This is a genomic window from Streptomyces sp. TRM68416 (assembly GCF_014596915.1).
Taxonomy (GTDB): domain Bacteria; phylum Actinomycetota; class Actinomycetes; order Streptomycetales; family Streptomycetaceae; genus Streptomyces.
In genome coordinates this window covers 90,647-109,454 of the sequence record NZ_JACVWU010000021.1, presented here as the reverse complement: position 1 = coordinate 109,454, position 18,808 = coordinate 90,647, and the positions used below count along the sequence as shown (strand labels likewise).

Genomic DNA, 18,808 nt, shown 5'->3' with positions numbered 1-18,808 from the left:
CCCCCGCCGGGGTCAGGGTGAGGACACCTGTGTCGCGCGCGGCGCCCCCGCAGGGCGCCGGACCCGTCCAGCGGCACCGTCCCACGGGAGGTCGCCCGATGCCCGCCAACCCTTTCGAAGACCCGGACGAGAGCTACCTGGTCCTGTGCAACGAGCGCGGCCAGCGGTCGCTGTGGCCCGCCCGGCTGCCGGTTCCCGCCGGATGGCCGGCGGAACTGCCCGCGACCTCCCGCGCCCGCGCCCTCGCCCACGTCGAACGCGTCTGGCCGGACGTCCGCGTGCCCACAGCGTCCCCGGCCACCGCCGAAACCCTCCCCGTGCTCTTCGAACGGGTGGTGGCCAAGTTCCGGGAACTGCCCGCGGTGGAGAGCGACAGCACCACCCTGACCTACGGTGAACTGGCGGACCGGGTCAACCGGCTGGCCCGGCGGCTGATCGCGGCCGGGCTCGGCCCCGGCGACCTCGCCGGGATCTGCGTACCCCGCGGCACCGGCCAGGTGGTGGCGGCACTCGCCGTGACCACCGCCGGAGCGGGCTACGTCCCCCTCGACCCCGGGTACCCCACCGCGCTGCTGCGCCACATGGCGGCCGACTCGGGCCTGCGCACCCTCCTGCACACCGGCCCCCCGCCGGTGGACGTCACCGGCCTGGAGACCATCGACCTCGCCGCCCCCGACCCCGCCCGCCGTCCGGCCGGCCCCGTCGCCGACGAGGAGCGACGGAGCCCGCTGCACGCCGAGGACACCGCATACGTCATCTACACCTCGGGCTCCACCGGAACGCCCAAGGGCGTGGTGATCCCGCACGCCGGCATGGCGGCGCTCGCCGAGGCGCAGCGGCGCTGGATCGACCCGGGCCCCGGCGACCGGGTGCTGCAGTGGGCCTCGTTCAACTTCGACGCCGGCTTCTGGGACCTGACGCTGGCCCTGCTGTCAGGGGCCACCCTGGTGCTCACCGACGACCGCGCGGTACTGCCCGGCGAGGAACTGCGCCGCACCCTGATCGACCGACGCGTCAGCCACGCGGTGCTGCCCCCGGTCGCCCTCACCGCCACCGAACCGGACGGCGTCCTGCCCGGCGGGGTGGTGCTCTCCACCGGCGACTCCTGCACCCCCGCCCTGGTGGCCAGGTGGGCGCCCGGCCGGCGCATGTTCAACGGGTACGGGCCCACCGAGATGACCGTCGGAGTCACCATGGCGGGCCCGGTCCGGCCCGGCGAGCCGGTCAGCATCGGGGAGCCGTGGCCCGGCAACGAGGTCCGGGTGCTCGACGCCGACCTCCGGCCCTGCCCACCCGGCGAGGAGGGCGAGCTGTACCTGGTCGGCGAGGGCGAGGCCCTCGGCTACCTCAACCGGCCCGCCCTGACCGCGGAACGCTTCGTCGCGGACCCCTACGGCGGACCCGGCGGCCGGATGTACCGCTCCGGCGACCTCGGCCACCGCGACAAGGACGGCACCCTCTACTTCACGGGCCGCGCCGACCGCCAGGTCAAACTCCGTGGCTTCCGGGTCGAACTCGGTGAGGTGGAGGCGGCGTTGGAGGCGTGCGACGGAGTCCGGCTCGGGGCGGTGGTGGTGACCGGCGAGGTGGACTCGGCGCGCCTGGTCGCCTTTGTGGTGCCCGGCACGGACCCGGCCGACGGTCTCGCACGGGACCTGCGCGGGCGGCTCGCCGCTCGGCTGCCCGCGCACATGGTGCCCTCCCGCGTCGAGGTGGTGGCCTCCCTGCCGATGACCAGCAACGGCAAGATCGACCGGCGCGCCCTGGGGGAACGGGCCGCGGCCCCCGCCCCGACGCCGTCCGGCGGGCCGGCCACCGACACCGGCCCGTCCGACCCGGTGGCCGCGCTGTGCGCCCTGGCCGCCAGGGTGCTGGAGGTGCCCGCGATCGCCCCGGACGACAACTTCTTCGACCGGGGCGGCCATTCGGTCCTTGCGGTGCGGCTCGCCAAGGCCGTACGGGACGAATGGGGGATGAAGCTGCCGGTACGGGCCGTCTTCGAGCGGTCCACCATGGCGGAGCTGGCCGACTCGCTGACCGCGGACTGAACGGGGGCCGGGCTCGGACCGGCAGGTGTTGCTGCGTGCCGGCGGGTGTCGCCGCCTACCGGCGGGCGTTGCTCTGCACCAGCGGATGTGCTCCGGACCGGCGGGGTTCGCTCGGTGTGTGGCGGGTTCGGCCCGTGTCGGGACCACAGTCCCCTTCCGCGGGCGAGTTACGGTCCGTAGCGGCTCGGGCTTCGGTCCGGGCCGAGGGCGGCCCAGGGTTCGGTGCCGGGCACGCCCACGGCCAGGCTCGTGCCACGCCACACCTTCTTCGCAGGGACCGGTCCGGGCCGGGTCACACCCACGGCCCCGGTCGGCGGGGGGCCGTGGGGCCGGCCGGGGCGGTCTCGCCGGTGGACGACACGCGAGACGCGGGCCGGGCATCCGAGGCCCCCTCGCCGGGCCCCGGGGAGGGGGACGCGGCTCAGTCCAGCCGCAGGCGCAGAGCGCTGTGTCCGAACAGGAAGTTGGAGTACACGCGCGGCGGTTCCGCCAGGATCTCGATCCGGTCCACCCGGCGGACCAGTGAGTCCAGCACGGCGGACAGCTCCAGCCGGCCGAGGAAGGCCCCCAGGCAGAAGTGCGGGCCGTGCCCGAGCGCGAGGTGCGGATTGCGCTGTCGGCCGACGTCGAAGCTGCGGGGCCGCGCGAAGACCTCGGGGTCGTTGTTGGCCGAGATGTTCCACAGCGTGACGATGTCGCCCGCCGACACCTCGGCACCCCCGATCCGCAGGTCGACGGCGGCCGTACGGGCGAAGTGCATGGCCGGGGTCACCCAGCGCAGCACCTCCTCCACCGCCGTGCGCACCGCCGCCTCGCCGCCGCGCAGCCGCCGCCACTGCTCCTCGTGGGTGCCCAGCGCGTGCAGGGCCCCGGTCGTGGTCACCCGGGTGGACTCGTCGCCCCCCAGGATCAGGCTGTAGCAGTTCAGGGCGAGATCGTCCTCCGTCATCGGCTCGCCCTCCACCCGGGCGCCCGCGATCATGCTGATCACGTCCTCGCCGGGCCGGCGCCGGCGCTCGCGGACCACGTCCACGAAGTACGACAGGATCTCGTTGCGGGCCTCCAGCGCGTCGAAGGGATCGTCCTCGGCGCTCTCCGACGACAGCGCGCGCTTGTTCCAGCCCAGCAGCAACGGCCGGTCGGAGACGGGCAGTTCCAGCAGATCGCACACCGTGTTCAGCGGCAGGTGCTCGGCGATGTCCCGCGCGGCGTCGGCCTCACCCGCACCGACCACGGCGGCCACCAGGGCGTCGGCCCGCTGCCGTACCGACTCCTCCACGTGCCGCAGCACCCGTGGCGAGAAGGCCCGCAGCATCACCTGGCGCAGCTCGCGGTGGCGGGGCCGGTCCATCACCGCCAGCATCCGCCCGCCGGCCGAGTCGCCGCCGCCCAGCAGGACGTCCAGCACCGTTCCGCGCGCCGAGCTCAGCCGGGCCGCGTCCTTGTAGCAGGCCTCGACGTCCCGGTGCCGGGCCACGGCCCAGAAGCCGGGACGGCCGTCCACGGGGGGATGCCAGCGCACCGGATCACTGCGCCGCATCCGGTCCCAGTACGTGTACGGGTCGTGCTCGACGAACGCGGCCGGGTCGGCGAGGTCGAGAGCCGCACCGGAGGCGTCGTCGTACGGGCCGCCGAAGACGGCGGCGTTGCGGGAGGAGGCCACCGGGAGACTCCTTTCGGCCCGGACACCGGGCCTTACGGGGGCTCGGCCCGGACACCCGGGCCGGTACGGAGGTGCTCGTTTCCGGCCCCGATCCTCACCCTCCGCGCCCGCCTCCGAGGCGGCGCTGAATGAATGCTGAAGGTTTCGGCGGCGGCCCCGGGCGTGCGTGCGATTCTCACATCCGAGGCGGCGGAGGGGAGACCGGCCATGGGCGAACAGCGCGGATCCGTACGCACGGTGTCGGGCAGGCCGGACACCGGACACCCCGCGCTCCGGCTGCTCGCGCTGCCGCACTCCGGCGGCCGCGCGGAGAGCTTCATCGGCTGGCGCGACGCGCTGCCCGCCGCGTTCCCCCGGACCGCGGTGGACCTGTGCGCCGCGCAGTACCCCGGGCACGGCGACCGGCTGGCGGAGCCGCCGCTGGAGGAGGTCGGCGCCATCGCCGAGGAGATCGTCGCCGACCTGACCCGGCTGCCACCGGCGGACCTGGTGCTCTTCGGCCACAGCTTCGGCTCGGCCGTCGCCTGCGAGGTGGCCCGCAGATGCCCCAAGGCGGGCCTCGACGTCGTCCTGCTCGTCGCGTCCAGCGCCTGGGCGCCGGGGGACCCCGCCCGGCCCCCTCGGGACGAACACCTGCTGTCCGACGAGGAGTTGTGGGAACGCCTGGTCGCTCTCGGCGGCCTCGACCCCGTCATCGCCGCGCACATAGAGCTGCGTGACCTGCTGCTGCCCGCGATGCGCGCCGACATCGCCGCGCACGAGCGCTACCTCGGCTGCCCCGACTCAGTGACGCTCCACTGCGACGTGCACGCCTGCATGGCCCGCAAAGACCCCCTCGTACCGGTCCTGGCCGGCCGCCACTGGGGCCGTCTCACCACCGGGAACGCGAGCACCGACATCAGACCCGGAGCCCACTTCCACGTCTTCGACGACCCCGCGCCGCTGCTGGCGGACCTGGCGCGGCGGGTTTTCACCCGTACGAAAGGAGGCGCTTCGGCGCATGAGCAGTAGTCCTTGGGCAGGCCTGCGGCTGGTCGTCACCGGCGGCGGATCGGGCATCGGGGCCGCCGTGGTCGCCCGCGCGGCCGGACTCGGCGCCGACGTCCTGGTGGTCGGCCGGCGAGCCGACCGGCTGGCGGAGGTGACGGCGAAGGCGCGGGCCGAAGGAGCGGGCACCGCGGTGCCGTACACCGCGGACGTCACCGCCCCCGGCGCCGCCACGCGGATCGCGGAGCGTGCCGGGGAGGTGCTCGGCGGCGTCGACGCCCTGGTCAACAACGCCGGGCACGCGGTCTTCGACCGCCTGGAGGACGCCGCCGAGACGGACCTGCGGGAGATGCTCGACACCAACCTGGTGGCGCCCGCCCTGCTGACCCGGGCGCTGCTGCCCCTGCTGCGCGCCAGCCGGGGCTGCGTGGTCAACGTGTCCTCCGTCGGCGGCGTCCTGGCGATGCCCAACCGGTCGTTCTACGGGGCGAGCAAGGCCGCCCTGAACTCCCTGACCAGGTCGCTCGCCGTGGAACTCGCGCCCGAGGTCCGGGTGAACGCCGTACTGCCCGGCCCTGTCGACACAGGCCTGTGGGACCTGGCGGCGGGCGAGGGCGCGGACGCCCTGCGCGCGGGAATCGTGGCCGGCACCCCCCTGGGGCGGTTCGGCCTCGCCCCGGAGGTGGCGGCCTGGGTGTGTCACCTCGTCGACCCCGAGACCTCGTCCTGGGTCACCGGATCCCTGGTGTCCGTGGACGGCGGACGTACGGCCTGACCCACACCCCAGGAGCACCACCCGGCCGGCCCGTTCCGGCCGGCCCTGCCACCAGCGGAAAGGCAAGAATCAGATGACGCAGACAGCCCCACCCTGGTTCGCCCCGGCCTCGGCGATCCCCTCCTCCTGGCTGTACGAGTCCTTCCGGATCGCCAACGAGCGGGAGCGGGAACACCCCGGCCAGATCAAACTGCACGTGGGTGAACCCGCCTTCGGCCCGCCGGACTCCGTCGCCAAGGAGTTCGCCGCCGCCGTCCTGGAGGGCCGGGCCCGCTACATCGACGTACAGGGCCTCCCGGAACTCCGCGAGCGCCTCGCGGACAAGCTCGACACCGTCAACCGCATCGACACCGAGCCCGCCCGGCTCTTCGTCACCCCGGGATCGTGCCAGGGGCTCAGCGCCCTGATGCGCGCGCTCGCCGGCCCGGGAGCGGAGATCCTGATGCCGGAGATCCACTGGCCCGTGCACCTGCAACAGGCCCTGCTCGCCGGATTCCGCCCGGTGTTCTACCGGCTCGACGACCGCTTCGCGCCCGACCCCGAGTCGATCCGGCAGGTCGCCACCCCCGCGACACGGGTCCTGCTGCTCAACACCCCCTCCAACCCCACCGGCGCGGTCGCCGGCCTCCCGCTGCAACAGGCCCTGTACGAGATCGCCGACGAGCGGGGCTGGCAGATCATCAGCGACGAGGCCTACGAGGACTTCGCGTTCCAGGGCCCCCACCTGTCCATCGGCGCCCTGGAACGCGACCGCCCCGCGGCACAGCGCCTCGTCAACAGCGTCTTCACCTTCTCCAAGGGACCGGCGATGACCGGCTACCGGCTCGGCTACGTCGCGGTGTCGCGGCCGCGGACGGCCGCCGCCATGCGCACGGTCCAGGAGTCCTGCATCATCGCGCCCAACGCGCCCGTCCAGTACGCCGGACTGGCCGCCCTGGACGCGTCGGGAGCCCTCGCCGCCAACCACGACTTCGTCCGGGGAAACCGGGATGCCGCGCTCTCCCCGCTGGTCGACGAAGGGCTGCTGCCCGCACTGCCCGGCGGCGGCTGGTACGCCATGGCCGACATCTCCTGCACCGGCCTGACCGGCGAGGAGTTCAGCGCCGAACTCATGCGCCGGCACGACGTCGTGGTCGTTCCCGGCAGCGGCTTCTCCGCACGGCCCGCCTTCGCCCCCGACGGCACACTGCAACCGCTGGAGCCCGGCGGGGTCGCGTCCGGTCTGGTCCGGATCGCGTTCTGCGTGGACCGCGAACAACTCGTCACCGGGGTGGAACGGCTGGTCGCGCTGGTCCGTGAGAAGAGGCAGCGTTGATACCCACCGAGGTGACCTACGCCTCCTACCTGAAACTCGACGAACTGCTCACCCTTCAGCAGCCGCGCGCCTCCAAGGGCGACGAAGACCCCGCCACGGTGCTCTCCGAACAGTTCTTCATCGTCAGCCACCAGACCTGCGAACTGTGGCTGAAGCAGATCCTGGGCGACCTCGCCGCCGTCGAGGACGACTTCCTGACGATGACCACCGCGGGCCTGGAGCGGTCCGTGGACCTGCTCTATCGGTGCAGTGAACTGCTGCGCCTGCTGCACGAGCAGCTCATGGCGCTCGAACGGCTGCCGCTGGAGGACTTCGTCCAGTTCCGCCAGTACCTCGGCACGGCCAGCGGCGCCCAGTCCAGCCAGTCCCACGAACTGGAGCGGGTCCTCGGCAGCGCCAGCCGTTCCGGATCACTGTTCCTCGCCTTCCGCTCCGGGCTGGAGCGGATCGGCGCCGACCTGGAGGAGATCGTCGCGGCGGGTGTCGGGGCGGGTTCGTTCCACCGGGTCATCGAGGCGATGCTCAGGGTCGGCAACGGCTACTTCCAGTGGAAGATCGGACACGTGGGCCTGGTGATGAAGATGATCGGGGAGCAGTCGGGCACCGCCGGCACCTCGGGGGTCGCGCACCTCATGGGCCGCGCCACGATGCCGTTCACCGAACTCCACGAACTGCGCGGCAAGGCGCACGAACGCCGTCGGCGGCAGGCAGGCTGACCGCGGCGGGCGCACCGCCCCGGAACGCGCCCGCGGGCGCGTTCCGGGGCCGGCCGGATCAGGGGGCGGCCTCCAGGATGTAGCCCCGGCCCCACACGGTGCGCAGGCTCAGCCGGACACCGTCCAGCCGCTGGCGCAGCCGCATGATGTGCAGGTCCACCGCGTTGCTGGTGACCGCCTCGTTGTTGATGCGGCCCAGGGCCTCCTTCAGCGTGTCCCGGCGGACGAGGTGGCCGAAGTCGGCCAGGAAACAGCGCATCATCTCGCTCTGCGCCTCGGACATGGGCACCGACTGACCGCCGTAGTAGAGAACCCCCGTCGGATCCAGCGCGGGAATGAAGTCGGTTCCGGTGCGCTGCTGCAGGGTGTGCACGCGCGCCGCCAGGTCGAGGCGGGCCACTGGCGGGCGCACCCAGTCCTCGGTGGGGGAGATGTCGTTCGGCGGTGCCGCCTGGCCCTCCAGAACCAGCAGGCACGGCAGTCCCGCCTTGCGCAGCTGGTCCCGTTCCCGGCTCTGCACCGGCCAGCGTAGGAACGTGACTTCTTGTGTGTGAACGAGCGTGGCCATGGTCGTGACCCCGTTTCCCGTGACAAGTGACAGCTGGTGGTCGAGGACCATCGGCGCCCTTGGGCATGCGCGCGTCCCTCCGGCACCGTCGGAGTGTCGGCCGACGGTGCCGCCGGAGCTGGTCCGGACGTGCACGACTGGTTCTGCTGTCTGCCTGCGACGCCGGTTCCCGCGTGACTTCGTCACCGGCCCCCGTGATCCCGATCCTGCCGGGTCTCGATTCCAGGTCAATTCCGGCTGGATTCCGCTTTGCCGGGGGCTCGATTCCGCTTCGAGGCGCGCCGAGCGTCCCCCGTGACGGTTGCGACGAGCGTGGCGGACGTGGTGGAGGTGGCGGCGCGGCGGGGGCGCGACGGGGGCTGCGGAAGCGGCGAAAGAACCACGACATGGTGGAGTGCGCCCATCCGGTGACCGCCAGGATCCCGTCGGGGGAACGACCGCCCCGACCTCTAGACCGCGGTCACGATCAGGAGCACGCAATGACCAACGAGAACAGCACACCGAACCGCCGCGTCGCCGTCGTCGGCGCCGGCATCACCGGACCCCTGCTGTCCCTCTGCCTGGCAAGGCTGGGCTTCGAGGTGGACCTGTACGAGGCCTACCTGCGCCGGGCGCAGGACGTCGGCTCGTTCCTCAACCTCGCCCCGAACGGGCGGGCCGTACTGGAACGCCTGGGTCTGGCCGACCGGATCCTCGAACGGGGCACCGTGGCGCACTCCATCACCTTCGCCAACCACAAGGGCCGGCAACTCGCGCGGAACCCGGAGCGCACCACCAACATCATGCGCGGCGAGCTCAGCGCCGCCCTGCGCGAGGCGGCGACCGACGGCGGGGTGAAACTCCACACCGCCAAGCGCCTCGTCACCTTGGACAAGAGCGGCGAGCACGGCTGGCGCCTCGGCTTCGAGGACGGCACGCGGGCCGAGGCCGACATCGTCCTCGGCTGCGACGGCGTGAACTCCACCACGCGCCACCTGCTGCTTCCCCACGCGCCACGCCCCACCTACACCCAGGTGGTCGGCTCCGGCGGCAGGTCGGAGACCGGCGCCGCGGAACTCCCCGTGGACGGCCGGTTCCACATGGTCTTCGGTCTGCGCGGCTTCTTCGGGTACCAGGTGGTCTCACCCGGTGTCGTGTGGTGGTTCGAGAACCACCAGGAGACCCACGAACGCAGCTTCGCCGAACTCGCCGAGACCGACGACGCGTGGTGGCTGGCCGCACTGGCACGCCGGCACCGCCCCGACCCCGCCGTGGTCCGGCGCATCCTGAACGCCTCCACCGGACCGGTCGGCCGATGGCCGGTCCACGAGGTACCGCCCCTGGACACCTGGCACCGGGGGAGCGCCGCGGTGCTGGGGGACGCCGCGCACGCGGTGGCCCCGCACCTGGGGGCGGGCGCCGCACTAGGCATGGAGGACGCCTACGAACTCGCCCTGGCACTGCACCGGCACCCCGCCGCGCCACAGGCGTTCACCGCGTTCGAGGAGTCCCGGCGGGCCCGCGTCGCCGCGATGGCCAAGCAGGCCCGGCAGACGGGGGCCGTGATGACCCCCGACCGGTGGATCACCCGGGTGATACGCGACCTGATGCTGCCGACGGCCATCAAGCACGGGGTGCGCAAGGGCACCGAGGCCTATTCCTACCGGCCCTCGCCGTGGCCCGTGCGGGCCGACTGAGCAAGGCACGGACGGCCCGCCGGGCGGTGCCTCAGCGCAGCGCGCCGGTGACGATCCACAGGTGACCGAACGGGTCGCGCAGGCGCCCTTCCCGTTTGCCGTACGGGCGGTTCTCCACCGGTACGACCACGGTGCCGCCGCCGGCGACCATCCGCTCGGCAACGGCGTCCTGGTCGGTGAACTCCGCCTCCATCAGGACCGGGGAGCCGCCGACGTCATCGGGCGAGAGCCAGCCCCACTCCCGCACGGCCGGGGACAGGGAGAGCGAAGAGCCGCCGATGTCCAGGACGACGACCATCACGCGACCGCTGTCGTCCTGGGCGCGGAAGACCTCCTTGGCGCCCATGGCCTTCTGGTAGTAGGCCGCTGCCGTGTCCGGATCCGGGACGATCAACCGTGGCGTCAGACTCATGTGGCGACCCTATATTCGCCGCGGCGGCCCGCCGGAGCGTTCCGATCAGTTCGAGCCACGCGGGTACGCGGCCCCGGCCCCGCGTCAGCTCTTGCCGACCGCCGACTTCGACGGGGCCGCGCTCGCCGAGCTGCCGCCGTCGGCCTTGTCACCGGCCTTGTCGTTGGCCTTCGCCACCGCGGCCACCGCCTCCTTCGCCGCCTTCTTCGCCAGCTTGGTGAGGGTGTCCGCGTTTGGCGTCTTCTCACCGGCCAGGCCGGCGCCGTTGTAGTCGAGGGTGATGACGACGTTCTCGACCCGGGTCACGACCGTCTGCTGCTTGAAGGCGCCCTCCTTCTTCTTCAGGTCGTAACGCACGGCCGTCGCCTCGTCGCCCGTCCCGGCGACCGGCTCCGACTTCACGTTCTTCGCGCCCTCCACCGACTGGACGTCGTTGAGCTGCTTCTCGTAGTACTGCCGCGCCAGCTTGTCGCCCTCACCGCGCGCCAGGTCGGAGTCGAAGCGCAGCATGGAGACATTCAGCCAGCGGAACTGCGAGCCCTTCACACCGTTGTTGTCCAGGCTGCTCCAGGAGCAACTCGCCCGCGACGCCGTATCGTCGGACTTGCCCTCCTTGCCGGACTTGGCGCCTTCCGGAACGAGATCACCCAGAGTGTCCTTCGTCAGCACCGAACACGCCTCCGGCAGCGTGCCGTACGCGGCCGCCTGCACCGTCGGCGACGGGCTCGCCGACGCCGACGTCTCGGCCGTCGAGTTCTTGCTCGCCTCGTCCGAGCCGGAGTCCGACGAGCAGCCCGCCGCGAGCAGCACCACGGGGACGGCGGCCGCACCGAGAAGAACGCGGCCGAACCGCCTCACTCGCTGGTCACAGAGGTCTCGCTGTGCTGATCGCATGGTTCCTTCACTCATCACGCTGCTCGTGCTCCTGCGGTCGGATCGGGTCCGAGGGGCCACGGTACGCGGTGAGCACGCCGCACGTTTCTGATTCGCCGTCTTCACGAACGGCCACCGGAAGGCCTCAGCCGCCCAGCGAACCCGCCAGCTCGGCAGCCAGTTTCCGCGCCCTGTCCTGCATTTCCTTGCTGTCCGGGACGACGCCGATCGTCGTCGGCTGCTCCTCGTACTGAATGGTCACGATGACATTGGACGTGCGGAAGGCCACAGTCACCGTGCGCTGCCGGGCCGTGGAACCGGCGCTGCCCAGGACGTCGTTGAGGAACGCCTCGTCACCCAGGTCGTCGAGCGTGCGCGGCTGGAGGTCGGCGGGAGGGCCGGAGGGGGAGGCGGATCCGGACTCGGACGACGAGCCGGAAGGGGACGTCGAGGCCGAGGCCGACACCGACGCCGACGCGGAATCGCTCGGCGTGGCCGAGGGGCTGGGGCTCTCCTCGGTGTCGGGGCCGCTGGTCGCCGGTGCGGGGAGGTTCGCGGCCGCCTGCTTCGTCGCGAAGACCTGCTCCGCCTCGCTGTCGTCGCTCACGGCGTTGTCGTAGGACACCACCCGGTCGAAGTTCACGAAGAGGTGGTCCGTGGCGTCCGACGACTCCACCTTCCAACGGCAGCCCACCTTGCGGTCGGTGTCGTAGGTCAGCGTCGCCGAACCCTCGTACGCCTTCTCCTGCTGGGCCTCGTCCGCCATCTCCCGGATGCCGGGGAGAAGCAGATCGAGCGTGTCCTGGCTCACCGCGCCGCACGCCTCCGGGAGCGTGCGGTACCGGCCCGGCTCGGCCGTCGCCTGCGTCGTACCCGAGTCGCCCGGGTTGGAGTCGTCCGTCGAGCCGCCGTCCGCGGAACTGCCGGTGCAGCCGGCCAGCAGCGCCGCGAGGAGGGCGGCCACGCCGGATACATACGCCTTCCGCTGCACGGTCGGCTCCTCTCGGTGCTCGTTAATCGCTTGCCGGGCCGGGGTGCCCCCGGCAGACAATGTGTATCGCACGCACTGCCGTGAACGCCGGTCCGTCGTCCCTTTCGTTGACCTTGGCGCCGGTTTTGCGATTTGAGACTTCTAGTACTTCTGTTGGCTTTCGGGGGAATGAGGACGTTATGTCGTACGTGGAGATGCCGGGCGCGAAGGTCCCGATCCGCATGTGGACCGACCCCGCGACGGTCGAGGACGTGGCTCTCCAGCAACTGCGCAACGTCGCCACCCTGCCGTGGATCAAGGGCCTGGCCGTCATGCCGGACGTGCACTACGGCAAGGGCGCGACGGTCGGCTCCGTCATCGCCATGCAGGGGGCCGTGTGTCCCGCGGCGGTGGGTGTGGACATCGGGTGCGGGATGTCGGCCGTCAAGACGTCCCTGACGGCGAACGACCTTCCGGGGGATCTGTCCCGACTGCGGTCGAAGATCGAGCAGGCGATTCCGGTGGGGCGGGGGATGCACCAGGACCCCATCGAGCCGGGGGACTTTCATGGTCTGGTGACCGCGGGCTGGGACGACTTCTGGGGGCGGTTCGACCAAGTCGCCGAAGCGGTACGGTTCCGCAGGGGGCGGGCGGCTACGCAAATGGGAACCCTTGGCCAAGGGAATCACTTTTGCGAGGTCTGTGTAGATGTATCCGGTTCGGTATGGCTTATGCTCCATTCCGGTTCACGGAATATCGGCAAGGAACTGGCGGAGTTCCACATCGGCGTGGCTCAGAAGCTCCCGCACAATCAGGGTCTGGTCGATCGTGACCTCGCCGTTTTCGTCGCGGACACCCCGCAGATGCGGGCGTACGAGCACGACCTGTACTGGGCGCAGGAGTACGCGAAGTACAACCGCACGCTCATGATGGCGCTCCTCAAGGACGTGGTCCGCAAGGAGTTCAAGAAGGCCAAAGTGACCTTCGAGCCCGAGGTGAGCTGCCACCACAACTACGTGAGCCGCGAGCGCTACGACGGCATGGACCTGCTGGTTACCCGTAAGGGCGCGATCCGGGCCGGCTCCGGGGAGTACGGGATCATCCCCGGCTCGATGGGCACGGGGTCCTACATCGTGAAGGGCCTCGGCAACGAGAAGTCCTTCAACTCGGCCTCGCACGGCGCCGGTCGTCGCATGAGCCGTAACGCGGCGAAGCGGCGCTTCTCCACGAAGGACCTGGAGGAGCAGACGCGGGGCGTGGAGTGCCGCAAGGACTCCGGTGTCGTGGACGAGATCCCGGGCGCGTACAAGCCGATCGAGCAGGTCATCGACCAGCAGCGGGACCTCGTGGAGGTCGTGGCGAAGCTGAAGCAGGTCATCTGCGTGAAGGGCTGACACGGGCGCCCTCGACCAGTGGCCGAGGGCGCTTGCGGCAGCTCGAGACCTGCGGCCGTAGGGCAGGCCGAGCTGTGGGTTACTTCGGTGCGTGCGTCACCGCGTAGATCATGACGAACGCGACGATGTGGATGCCGAAGAGGAAGTAGGCGAGCCACCACCACATGTGGCGTTCGTCGTGGTGTTCGTGGGGGGTGTTGTCGCCCTTGTCCTTGGGGTTCTCGGGGGGCATCACAGGTCCCTGTGCACCTTTGTGTTGGAGGCCTGGGCACGGGGGCGGACGACAAGGAGGTCGATGTTGACGTGGCTGGGGCGGGTGACGGCCCAGGTGATGGTGTCGGCGACGTCGTCGGCGGTGAGGGGGTCGGCGACGCCCGCGTAGACCTTTTCCGCCTTGTCCTGGTCGCCGCCGAAGCGGGTGAGGGCGAACTCGTCGGTCTTCACCATGCCGGGGGCGATCTCGATGACGCGGACGGGGCGGCCGACGATCTCCAGGCGGAGGGTCTCGGCGAGGACGTGGGCGCCGTGCTTGGCGGCGACGTAGCCCGCGCCGCCCTCGTAGGTGGCGTGGCCCGCGGTGGAGGACACGACGACCACCGTGCCGTCGCCGCTGGCGTCCAGCTTGGGGAGCAGGGCCTGGGTGAGGTTGAGGGTGCCGAGGACGTTCGTCTCGTACATCGCGCGCCAGTCGGCCGGGTCGCCGGTGGCGACGGGGTCGGCGCCGAGCGCGCCTCCGGCGTTGTTGACCAGGACGCCGATCGTCTTGAAGGCCGTGGCGAACTCGTCGACCGCGGTGCGGTCGGTGACGTCGAGCTGATAGGCGGTGGCCCGGTGGCCTGCCGCGTTGATCTCCTCCGCGAGCGCCTCGATGCGGTCCTTGCGGCGGGCGGTGAGGACGACTCGGTAGCCGGCCGCGGCGAGTTGCCGGGCCGTGGCGGCGCCGATTCCGCTGCTCGCACCGGTGACGACGGCGATGCGAGAGGCGGGGGACGGGGCTGCGGTGGCCATGGGGCTCCTCGGGAGTGCGTATTTCTTATGACCGGCTCTGGTCAGCAGGATAGGCGGGCGGGGGCGCGGGTGGTTTGTGATTTTGGCTGGTGGAACGGGGTGGGGTCTCAGTCGCCTCGGGGGGCGTACATGATGAGCGCCATGCCCGCGAGGCAGATCAGTGCGCCTGTCACGTCCCAGCGGTCGGGGCGGTAGCCGTCCGCTGCCATGCCCCAGGCCAGGGAGCCGGCGACGAAGACTCCGCCGTAGGCGGCGAGGATGCGGCCGAAGTGGGCGTCGGGCTGGAGGGTGGCGACGAAGCCGTAGGCGCCGAGGGCGAGGACGCCGGTGCCGATCCAGGTCCAGCCGCGGTGTTCGCGTACGCCCTGCCAGATCAGCCAGGCGCCGCCGATCTCGAAGAGGGCGGCGACGGCGAAGAGGGCGGCGGAGCGCAGGACAAGCATGCGGGCAGCGTCGCATACGCGCTGTGCTTCACCTGATGGACGGCGCCTGTCGGGCGCTCCTCGTGGGATACATCCGTATGACCGTATGAATGTGAGGAGTGGCGGTATGCGGGTTCTTGCTGGGTGCGTCGCGGCCGCGATTTGGGTGGGCGGGGTGGCTCCGGCGGCGGGGGCCGTCGAGGTGCCCGAGGCCGATCTGGCGTATCACGGGGCCGCTGCCATGTCCGAGGGCCGGGTCGATGTCCGGTTCACCCCGCGCAATCACGGGCCGTCGGCGGTGCCGGACGCCTCGGTGCGGTTGCGCTGGTCGGAGCCGTTGGCGAACCGGCAGGTGCTGCCGGCGGGGTGTGCGCGTGCGGGGGCGCGTGCGCTGCTGTGCCGGGTGGGTGGGCTGGCGGCGGACGAGGTGGGGGAGGCGGTCGAGTTGCGGGTGCGGTTGCGGGGGGTGCCGTCGGAGGTGCTGCTGGAGATCGACACGGTGTGGAGCGGTGGTGTGGTGGACCGTAATCGGGCGAACGACCGGCAGCGGGTGCTGGTGCTGGATACGGGGGACGCGTACTACTTCTGAGCCGTCGGTGCGTGGTGGGTTCTGGGGCCTGTCCGGCGGATCAGGTCGCAGGAAAGCGGCGGTGACTCATCGATGCCGGTGAGCCCCGCGTCTGCGGCATGATCCGCCGGACACTAGTTGTCCGCGTCGTAGCGTTCGCGTGCCCGGTGGACCTCCTCGATGTGGGTTTCGGCCCAGTCCTTCACCGCGGTGAGGAGGAGGGAGAGGCTGTGGCCGAGGGGGGTGAGTTCGTAGTCGACGCGGACGGGGACGGACGGGGTGACCGCGCGGCTGAGGATGCCGTCGCGTTCCAGGGCGCGCAGGGTCTGGGTGAGCATCTTGGGGCTGACGCCGGCGATCTTGCGGGTGAGGTCGCTGTAGCGCATCGGGCCGGAGGACAGGGCGGCGACGACGAGGCTGACCCATTTGTCGCTGAGGCGGTCCAGGAGCTGGTTGGTGGGGCAGCCCCGGATGAACGCGTCGTATTCGGCACGGGCCTGGTCGCGGCGTTGGGCCGCGGTCATGGTCGGCATGGCTCACCTTCGGGGTAGGTAGGCACTCTCAGGTAACTACTTACCAATGGATAGTAGCTCTTCCTAGGGTTGTTGGCGGGTCGAGGGATTGGGCCTCGGCCAACAGGCTTTGATTCAAGGGGAGTTGACTGTCATGCGTGCTGCTGTGGTGAACGCGTTCGGTGGGCCCGAGGTCGTCGAGGTCGTGGAGACCGAGGTGCCCGAGCCGGCCGCGCGGCAGGTGCGGATCAAGGTGGCGGCGGCCACGCTGAACCCGGTGGACGCGGCGGTGCGTCAGGGCGTCTTCGGTGGTGCGGGCGAGCGGATCGGGCTCGGCTGGGATGTCGCCGGGACGGTGGACGCGGTCGGCGCCGAGGCGGGCGCGTGGGCGGTGGGGGGCGAGGTCGTCGCGCTCGCCTACGGTGCGGTGGTGCCGCTCGGCACGCACGCCGACTATGTCGTCGTGGACGCGGACGCGGTGGCGGCCGCTCCGAAGGGTGTGGACGCGGTGACGGCCGCGACGCTGCCGCTGAACGCCCTGACCGCCGTGCAGGCGCTGGATCTGCTGGGGCTGGAGTCCGGGCAGTCGCTGCTGGTCACGGGTGCCGCGGGGGCGGTCGGCGGGTTTGCGGTGCAGCTCGCCGCGCGGCGGGGGATCGCGGTGACGGCGCTGGCCCGGGAGGCGGACGAGGGGCTCGTACGGGAGCTGGGGGCCGCGGAGTTCCTTGCCGAGGGGCGGGGCGGGTTCGACGCGGTGCTGGACGCGGCGGTGCTCGGGGAGACGGCGCTCGCGTGGGTGCGGGACGGTGGCGCATACGCCGGTGTCATTCCGCAGGCCGTGCCGGGGGCCGTGCGCGGGGTGCGGGTGGCCGCCGTCGAGGTGAGTGCGGACGGGGGGTGGCTCGGTGAGCTGGTGCGGCTGGTGGAGTCGGGGGTGCTGACCCTGCGGGTGGCGGAGACGTTCGCGCTGGACGAGGCCGCCAAGGCGCATGCCCGGCTTGCGGAGGGCGGGCTTCGGGGGCGGCTGGTGCTGGTGCCGTAGGGGGTGAGGGGGCGGGGACTTCGGGGGCTTCGGGGGCGGTGGGTGGTGGCTCCGGGAATCGATGGGTGGAATAAGGGGGCCGGGTGGATCGTTCAGCGGTATAGTTGAACGGTCAACAACCTGGAGGGTGAGCGACCATGCAGTTCGGGATCTTCAGCGTCGGCGATGTCACGCCGGACCCCACCACCGGCCGGACGCCGACCGAGCGTGAGCGCATCAAGGCCATGGTCGCCATCGCCCTGAAGGCCGAGGAGGTCGGGCTCGACGTCTTCGCGACCGGCGAGCACCACAACCCGCCGTTCGTGCCCTCGTCGCCGACCACCATGCTCGGCTACATCGCGGCGCGGACCGAGCGGATCGTCCTGTCGACGGCCACCACGCTGATCACCACCAACGACCCGGTGAAGATCGCCGAGGACTTCGCGATGCTCCAGCACCTGGCCGACGGCCGGGTGGACCTGATGATGGGCCGTGGCAACACCGGCCCCGTCTACCCCTGGTTCGGGCAGGACATCCGGCAGGGCATCAACCTCGCCATCGAGAACTACGCCCTCCTGCACCGGCTCTGGCGCGAGGACGTGGTGAACTGGGAGGGCAAGTTCCGCAGCCCGCTCCAGGGGTTCACCGCCACCCCGCGCCCGCTGGACGGCGTGCCGCCCTTCGTCTGGCACGGCTCCATCCGCTCCCCGGAGATCGCCGAGCAGGCCGCGTACTACGGCGACGGCTTCTTCCACAACAACATCTTCTGGCCGGCCGACCACACCAAGCGGATGGTCGAGCTGTACCGCAGCCGCTACGCCCACTACGGGCATGGCACCGCCGAGCAGGCGATCGTCGGGCTCGGCGGGCAGGTGTTCATGCGGAAGAACTCCCAGGACGCGGTGCGCGAGTTCCGTCCGTACTTCGACAACGCCCCGGTCTACGGCCACGGCCCCTCCCTGGAGGACTTCACCGAGCAGACCCCGCTGACCGTCGGCTCCCCGCAGCAGGTCATCGAGAAGACGCTGTCCTTCCGCGAGTACGCGGGCGACTACCAGCGCCAGCTGTTCCTGGTGGACCACGCCGGACTGCCGCTGAAGACCGTGCTGGAGCAGCTCGACATGCTCGGCGAGGAGGTCGTGCCGGTGCTGCGCAAGGAGTTCGCGGCCGGGCGTCCGACGGACGTGCCCGACGCCCCCACCCACTCGTCCCTGCTCACCGGGAAGGTGACCACCAAATGAAGCTCGTCGTCGTCTCCGCGGGACTGAGCGTCCCGTCCTCCACCCGGCTCCTCGGCGACCGGCTGGCCGCCGCCGTCGCCGGGGCGGCCCCGGCCGACGTCGAGGTCGAGGTCGTGGAGCTGCGCGACCTCGCCGTGGAGATCGCGCACAACTTCACCAACGGGTTCCCCGGGCGAGGGCTCGCGGCCGCGCAGGAGGCGGTGACGGGCGCGGACGGGCTGATCGTGGTGACGCCGGTGTTCTCGGCGTCGTACAGCGGGCTGTTCAAGTCGTTCTTCGACGTGCTCGACAAGGACGCGCTGGCGGGCAAGCCGGTGCTGGTCGCGGCCACCGGCGGCACCGCCCGGCACTCGCTGGTGCTGGAGCATGCCCTGCGCCCGCTCTTCGCCTACCTGCGTGCCGTCGTCGTACCCACCGGGGTGTACGCGGCCTCGGAGGACTGGGGTGCGCAGGGGCTGGACGGGCGGATCGAGCGGGCCGCGGGGGAGCTGGCGGGGCTGATGAGCGGGCTGTCCGCGAAGAAGCCCGCCGAGGAGCGGTTCGTGCCCTTCGAGGAACAGCTCGCCGCGCTTCGCCCCGCCGGGTGAGAGGCCAGTAAGAAGGCAGGCCGGTGAGCTGCTCGTCACGCCGGACGACCGG

The 18,808-nt window shown here is 71.6% G+C and carries 20 protein-coding genes; 11 read left to right on the top strand and 9 right to left on the bottom strand.

The window, feature by feature from the left end:
• Window positions 1–98: 98 nt before the first annotated feature.
• Window positions 99–2,048, top strand: coding sequence for an amino acid adenylation domain-containing protein (locus ICC28_RS29730; RefSeq protein ID WP_188291830.1), 1,950 nt, complete (start codon window positions 99–101; stop codon window positions 2,046–2,048).
• Window positions 2,049–2,469: 421 nt separating this feature from the next.
• Here ICC28_RS29730 and ICC28_RS29725 read toward each other — a convergent pair whose 3' ends face one another.
• Window positions 2,470–3,711 (bottom strand): cytochrome P450, encoded by a 1,242-nt coding sequence (locus tag ICC28_RS29725; protein WP_188291829.1) that lies wholly within the window; start codon window positions 3,709–3,711, stop codon window positions 2,470–2,472.
• A 207-nt stretch (window positions 3,712–3,918) separates the two neighbouring features.
• On the opposite strand from ICC28_RS29725, the gene ICC28_RS29720 reads away from it, so the two are divergent.
• From ICC28_RS29720 to ICC28_RS29705, 4 genes are all read left to right on the top strand, one after another.
• Window positions 3,919–4,722, top strand: a complete 804-nt coding sequence (locus ICC28_RS29720) for a thioesterase II family protein (RefSeq protein ID WP_223189827.1) — start codon at window positions 3,919–3,921, stop codon at window positions 4,720–4,722.
• On the top strand, window positions 4,712–5,473 hold the full coding sequence (locus ICC28_RS29715) for an SDR family NAD(P)-dependent oxidoreductase (RefSeq protein ID WP_188291828.1): 762 nt from the start codon (window positions 4,712–4,714) through the stop codon (window positions 5,471–5,473). Before ICC28_RS29720 ends, ICC28_RS29715 begins: the two co-directional genes overlap by 11 nt.
• 73 nt (window positions 5,474–5,546) lie before the next feature.
• Complete coding sequence (locus ICC28_RS29710; RefSeq protein WP_188291827.1) at window positions 5,547–6,788, top strand: pyridoxal phosphate-dependent aminotransferase; 1,242 nt, start codon at window positions 5,547–5,549, stop codon at window positions 6,786–6,788.
• Complete coding sequence (locus ICC28_RS29705; RefSeq protein ID WP_188291826.1) at window positions 6,785–7,504, top strand: tryptophan 2,3-dioxygenase family protein; 720 nt, start codon at window positions 6,785–6,787, stop codon at window positions 7,502–7,504. The genes ICC28_RS29710 and ICC28_RS29705 overlap by 4 nt, the downstream gene beginning before the upstream one ends.
• A gap of 58 nt (window positions 7,505–7,562) precedes the next feature.
• Here ICC28_RS29705 and ICC28_RS29700 read toward each other — a convergent pair whose 3' ends face one another.
• Window positions 7,563–8,072: a helix-turn-helix domain-containing protein gene (locus ICC28_RS29700; RefSeq protein WP_223189825.1), complete on the bottom strand. Its 510-nt coding sequence runs from the start codon at window positions 8,070–8,072 to the stop codon at window positions 7,563–7,565.
• A 479-nt stretch (window positions 8,073–8,551) separates the two neighbouring features.
• Here ICC28_RS29700 and ICC28_RS29695 point away from each other — a divergent pair, with 479 nt between their 5' ends.
• A complete protein-coding gene (locus ICC28_RS29695) occupies window positions 8,552–9,748 on the top strand; it encodes an FAD-dependent oxidoreductase (protein WP_188291825.1) in 1,197 nt (398 codons plus the stop codon).
• 31 nt (window positions 9,749–9,779) lie between these two features.
• On the opposite strand, the gene ICC28_RS29690 is transcribed toward ICC28_RS29695, so the two are convergent.
• From ICC28_RS29690 to ICC28_RS29680, 3 genes are all read right to left on the bottom strand, one after another.
• Window positions 9,780–10,160 (bottom strand): VOC family protein, encoded by a 381-nt coding sequence (locus ICC28_RS29690; protein WP_223189824.1) that lies wholly within the window; start codon window positions 10,158–10,160, stop codon window positions 9,780–9,782.
• 84 nt (window positions 10,161–10,244) lie between these two features.
• Entirely contained in the window at window positions 10,245–11,069 is an 825-nt protein-coding gene (locus ICC28_RS29685) for a DUF3558 family protein (RefSeq protein ID WP_188291824.1), read from the bottom strand.
• A gap of 109 nt (window positions 11,070–11,178) precedes the next feature.
• Window positions 11,179–12,024: a DUF3558 domain-containing protein gene (locus ICC28_RS29680; RefSeq protein WP_188291823.1), complete on the bottom strand. Its 846-nt coding sequence runs from the start codon at window positions 12,022–12,024 to the stop codon at window positions 11,179–11,181.
• 179 nt (window positions 12,025–12,203) lie between these two features.
• On the opposite strand from ICC28_RS29680, the gene ICC28_RS29675 reads away from it, so the two are divergent.
• A complete protein-coding gene (locus tag ICC28_RS29675) occupies window positions 12,204–13,397 on the top strand; it encodes an RtcB family protein (RefSeq protein WP_188291822.1) in 1,194 nt (397 codons plus the stop codon).
• Between the two features lie 79 nt (window positions 13,398–13,476).
• Here ICC28_RS29675 and ICC28_RS29670 read toward each other — a convergent pair whose 3' ends face one another.
• The 3 genes from ICC28_RS29670 to ICC28_RS29660 form a co-directional block, all read right to left on the bottom strand.
• Window positions 13,477–13,629: a hypothetical protein gene (locus ICC28_RS29670; protein ID WP_188291821.1), complete on the bottom strand. Its 153-nt coding sequence runs from the start codon at window positions 13,627–13,629 to the stop codon at window positions 13,477–13,479.
• Entirely contained in the window at window positions 13,629–14,405 is a 777-nt protein-coding gene (locus tag ICC28_RS29665; protein WP_188291820.1) for an SDR family NAD(P)-dependent oxidoreductase, read from the bottom strand. Before ICC28_RS29665 ends, ICC28_RS29670 begins: the two co-directional genes overlap by 1 nt.
• Window positions 14,406–14,512: 107 nt before the next feature.
• Window positions 14,513–14,848, bottom strand: coding sequence for a YnfA family protein (locus ICC28_RS29660; RefSeq protein ID WP_188291819.1), 336 nt, complete (start codon window positions 14,846–14,848; stop codon window positions 14,513–14,515).
• Window positions 14,849–14,954: 106 nt separating this feature from the next.
• Here ICC28_RS29660 and ICC28_RS29655 point away from each other — a divergent pair, with 106 nt between their 5' ends.
• On the top strand, window positions 14,955–15,416 hold the full coding sequence (locus ICC28_RS29655) for a hypothetical protein (RefSeq protein ID WP_188291818.1): 462 nt from the start codon (window positions 14,955–14,957) through the stop codon (window positions 15,414–15,416).
• Window positions 15,417–15,529: 113 nt separating this feature from the next.
• Here the strand turns inward: ICC28_RS29655 and ICC28_RS29650 are convergent, their stop codons facing one another.
• Window positions 15,530–15,928, bottom strand: a complete 399-nt coding sequence (locus ICC28_RS29650) for a winged helix-turn-helix transcriptional regulator (RefSeq protein WP_188291817.1) — start codon at window positions 15,926–15,928, stop codon at window positions 15,530–15,532.
• A 133-nt stretch (window positions 15,929–16,061) separates the two neighbouring features.
• On the opposite strand from ICC28_RS29650, the gene ICC28_RS29645 reads away from it, so the two are divergent.
• The 3 genes from ICC28_RS29645 to ICC28_RS29635 all read left to right on the top strand — a co-directional run bounded on the left by ICC28_RS29645 (window position 16,062) and on the right by ICC28_RS29635 (window position 18,756).
• Window positions 16,062–16,949 carry an NADP-dependent oxidoreductase gene (locus ICC28_RS29645; RefSeq protein WP_188291816.1) on the top strand — a complete coding sequence of 296 codons (888 nt, stop codon included), beginning with the start codon at window positions 16,062–16,064 and terminating at the stop codon, window positions 16,947–16,949.
• A 137-nt stretch (window positions 16,950–17,086) separates the two neighbouring features.
• The gene (locus ICC28_RS29640; RefSeq protein ID WP_188291815.1) at window positions 17,087–18,169 is read left to right on the top strand and encodes an LLM class flavin-dependent oxidoreductase; all 1,083 of its coding nucleotides are present in this window, start codon (window positions 17,087–17,089) and stop codon (window positions 18,167–18,169) included.
• On the top strand, window positions 18,166–18,756 hold the full coding sequence (locus ICC28_RS29635; protein ID WP_188291814.1) for an FMN reductase: 591 nt from the start codon (window positions 18,166–18,168) through the stop codon (window positions 18,754–18,756). The genes ICC28_RS29640 and ICC28_RS29635 overlap by 4 nt, the downstream gene beginning before the upstream one ends.
• The last annotated feature ends 52 nt before the right edge of the window (window positions 18,757–18,808 follow it).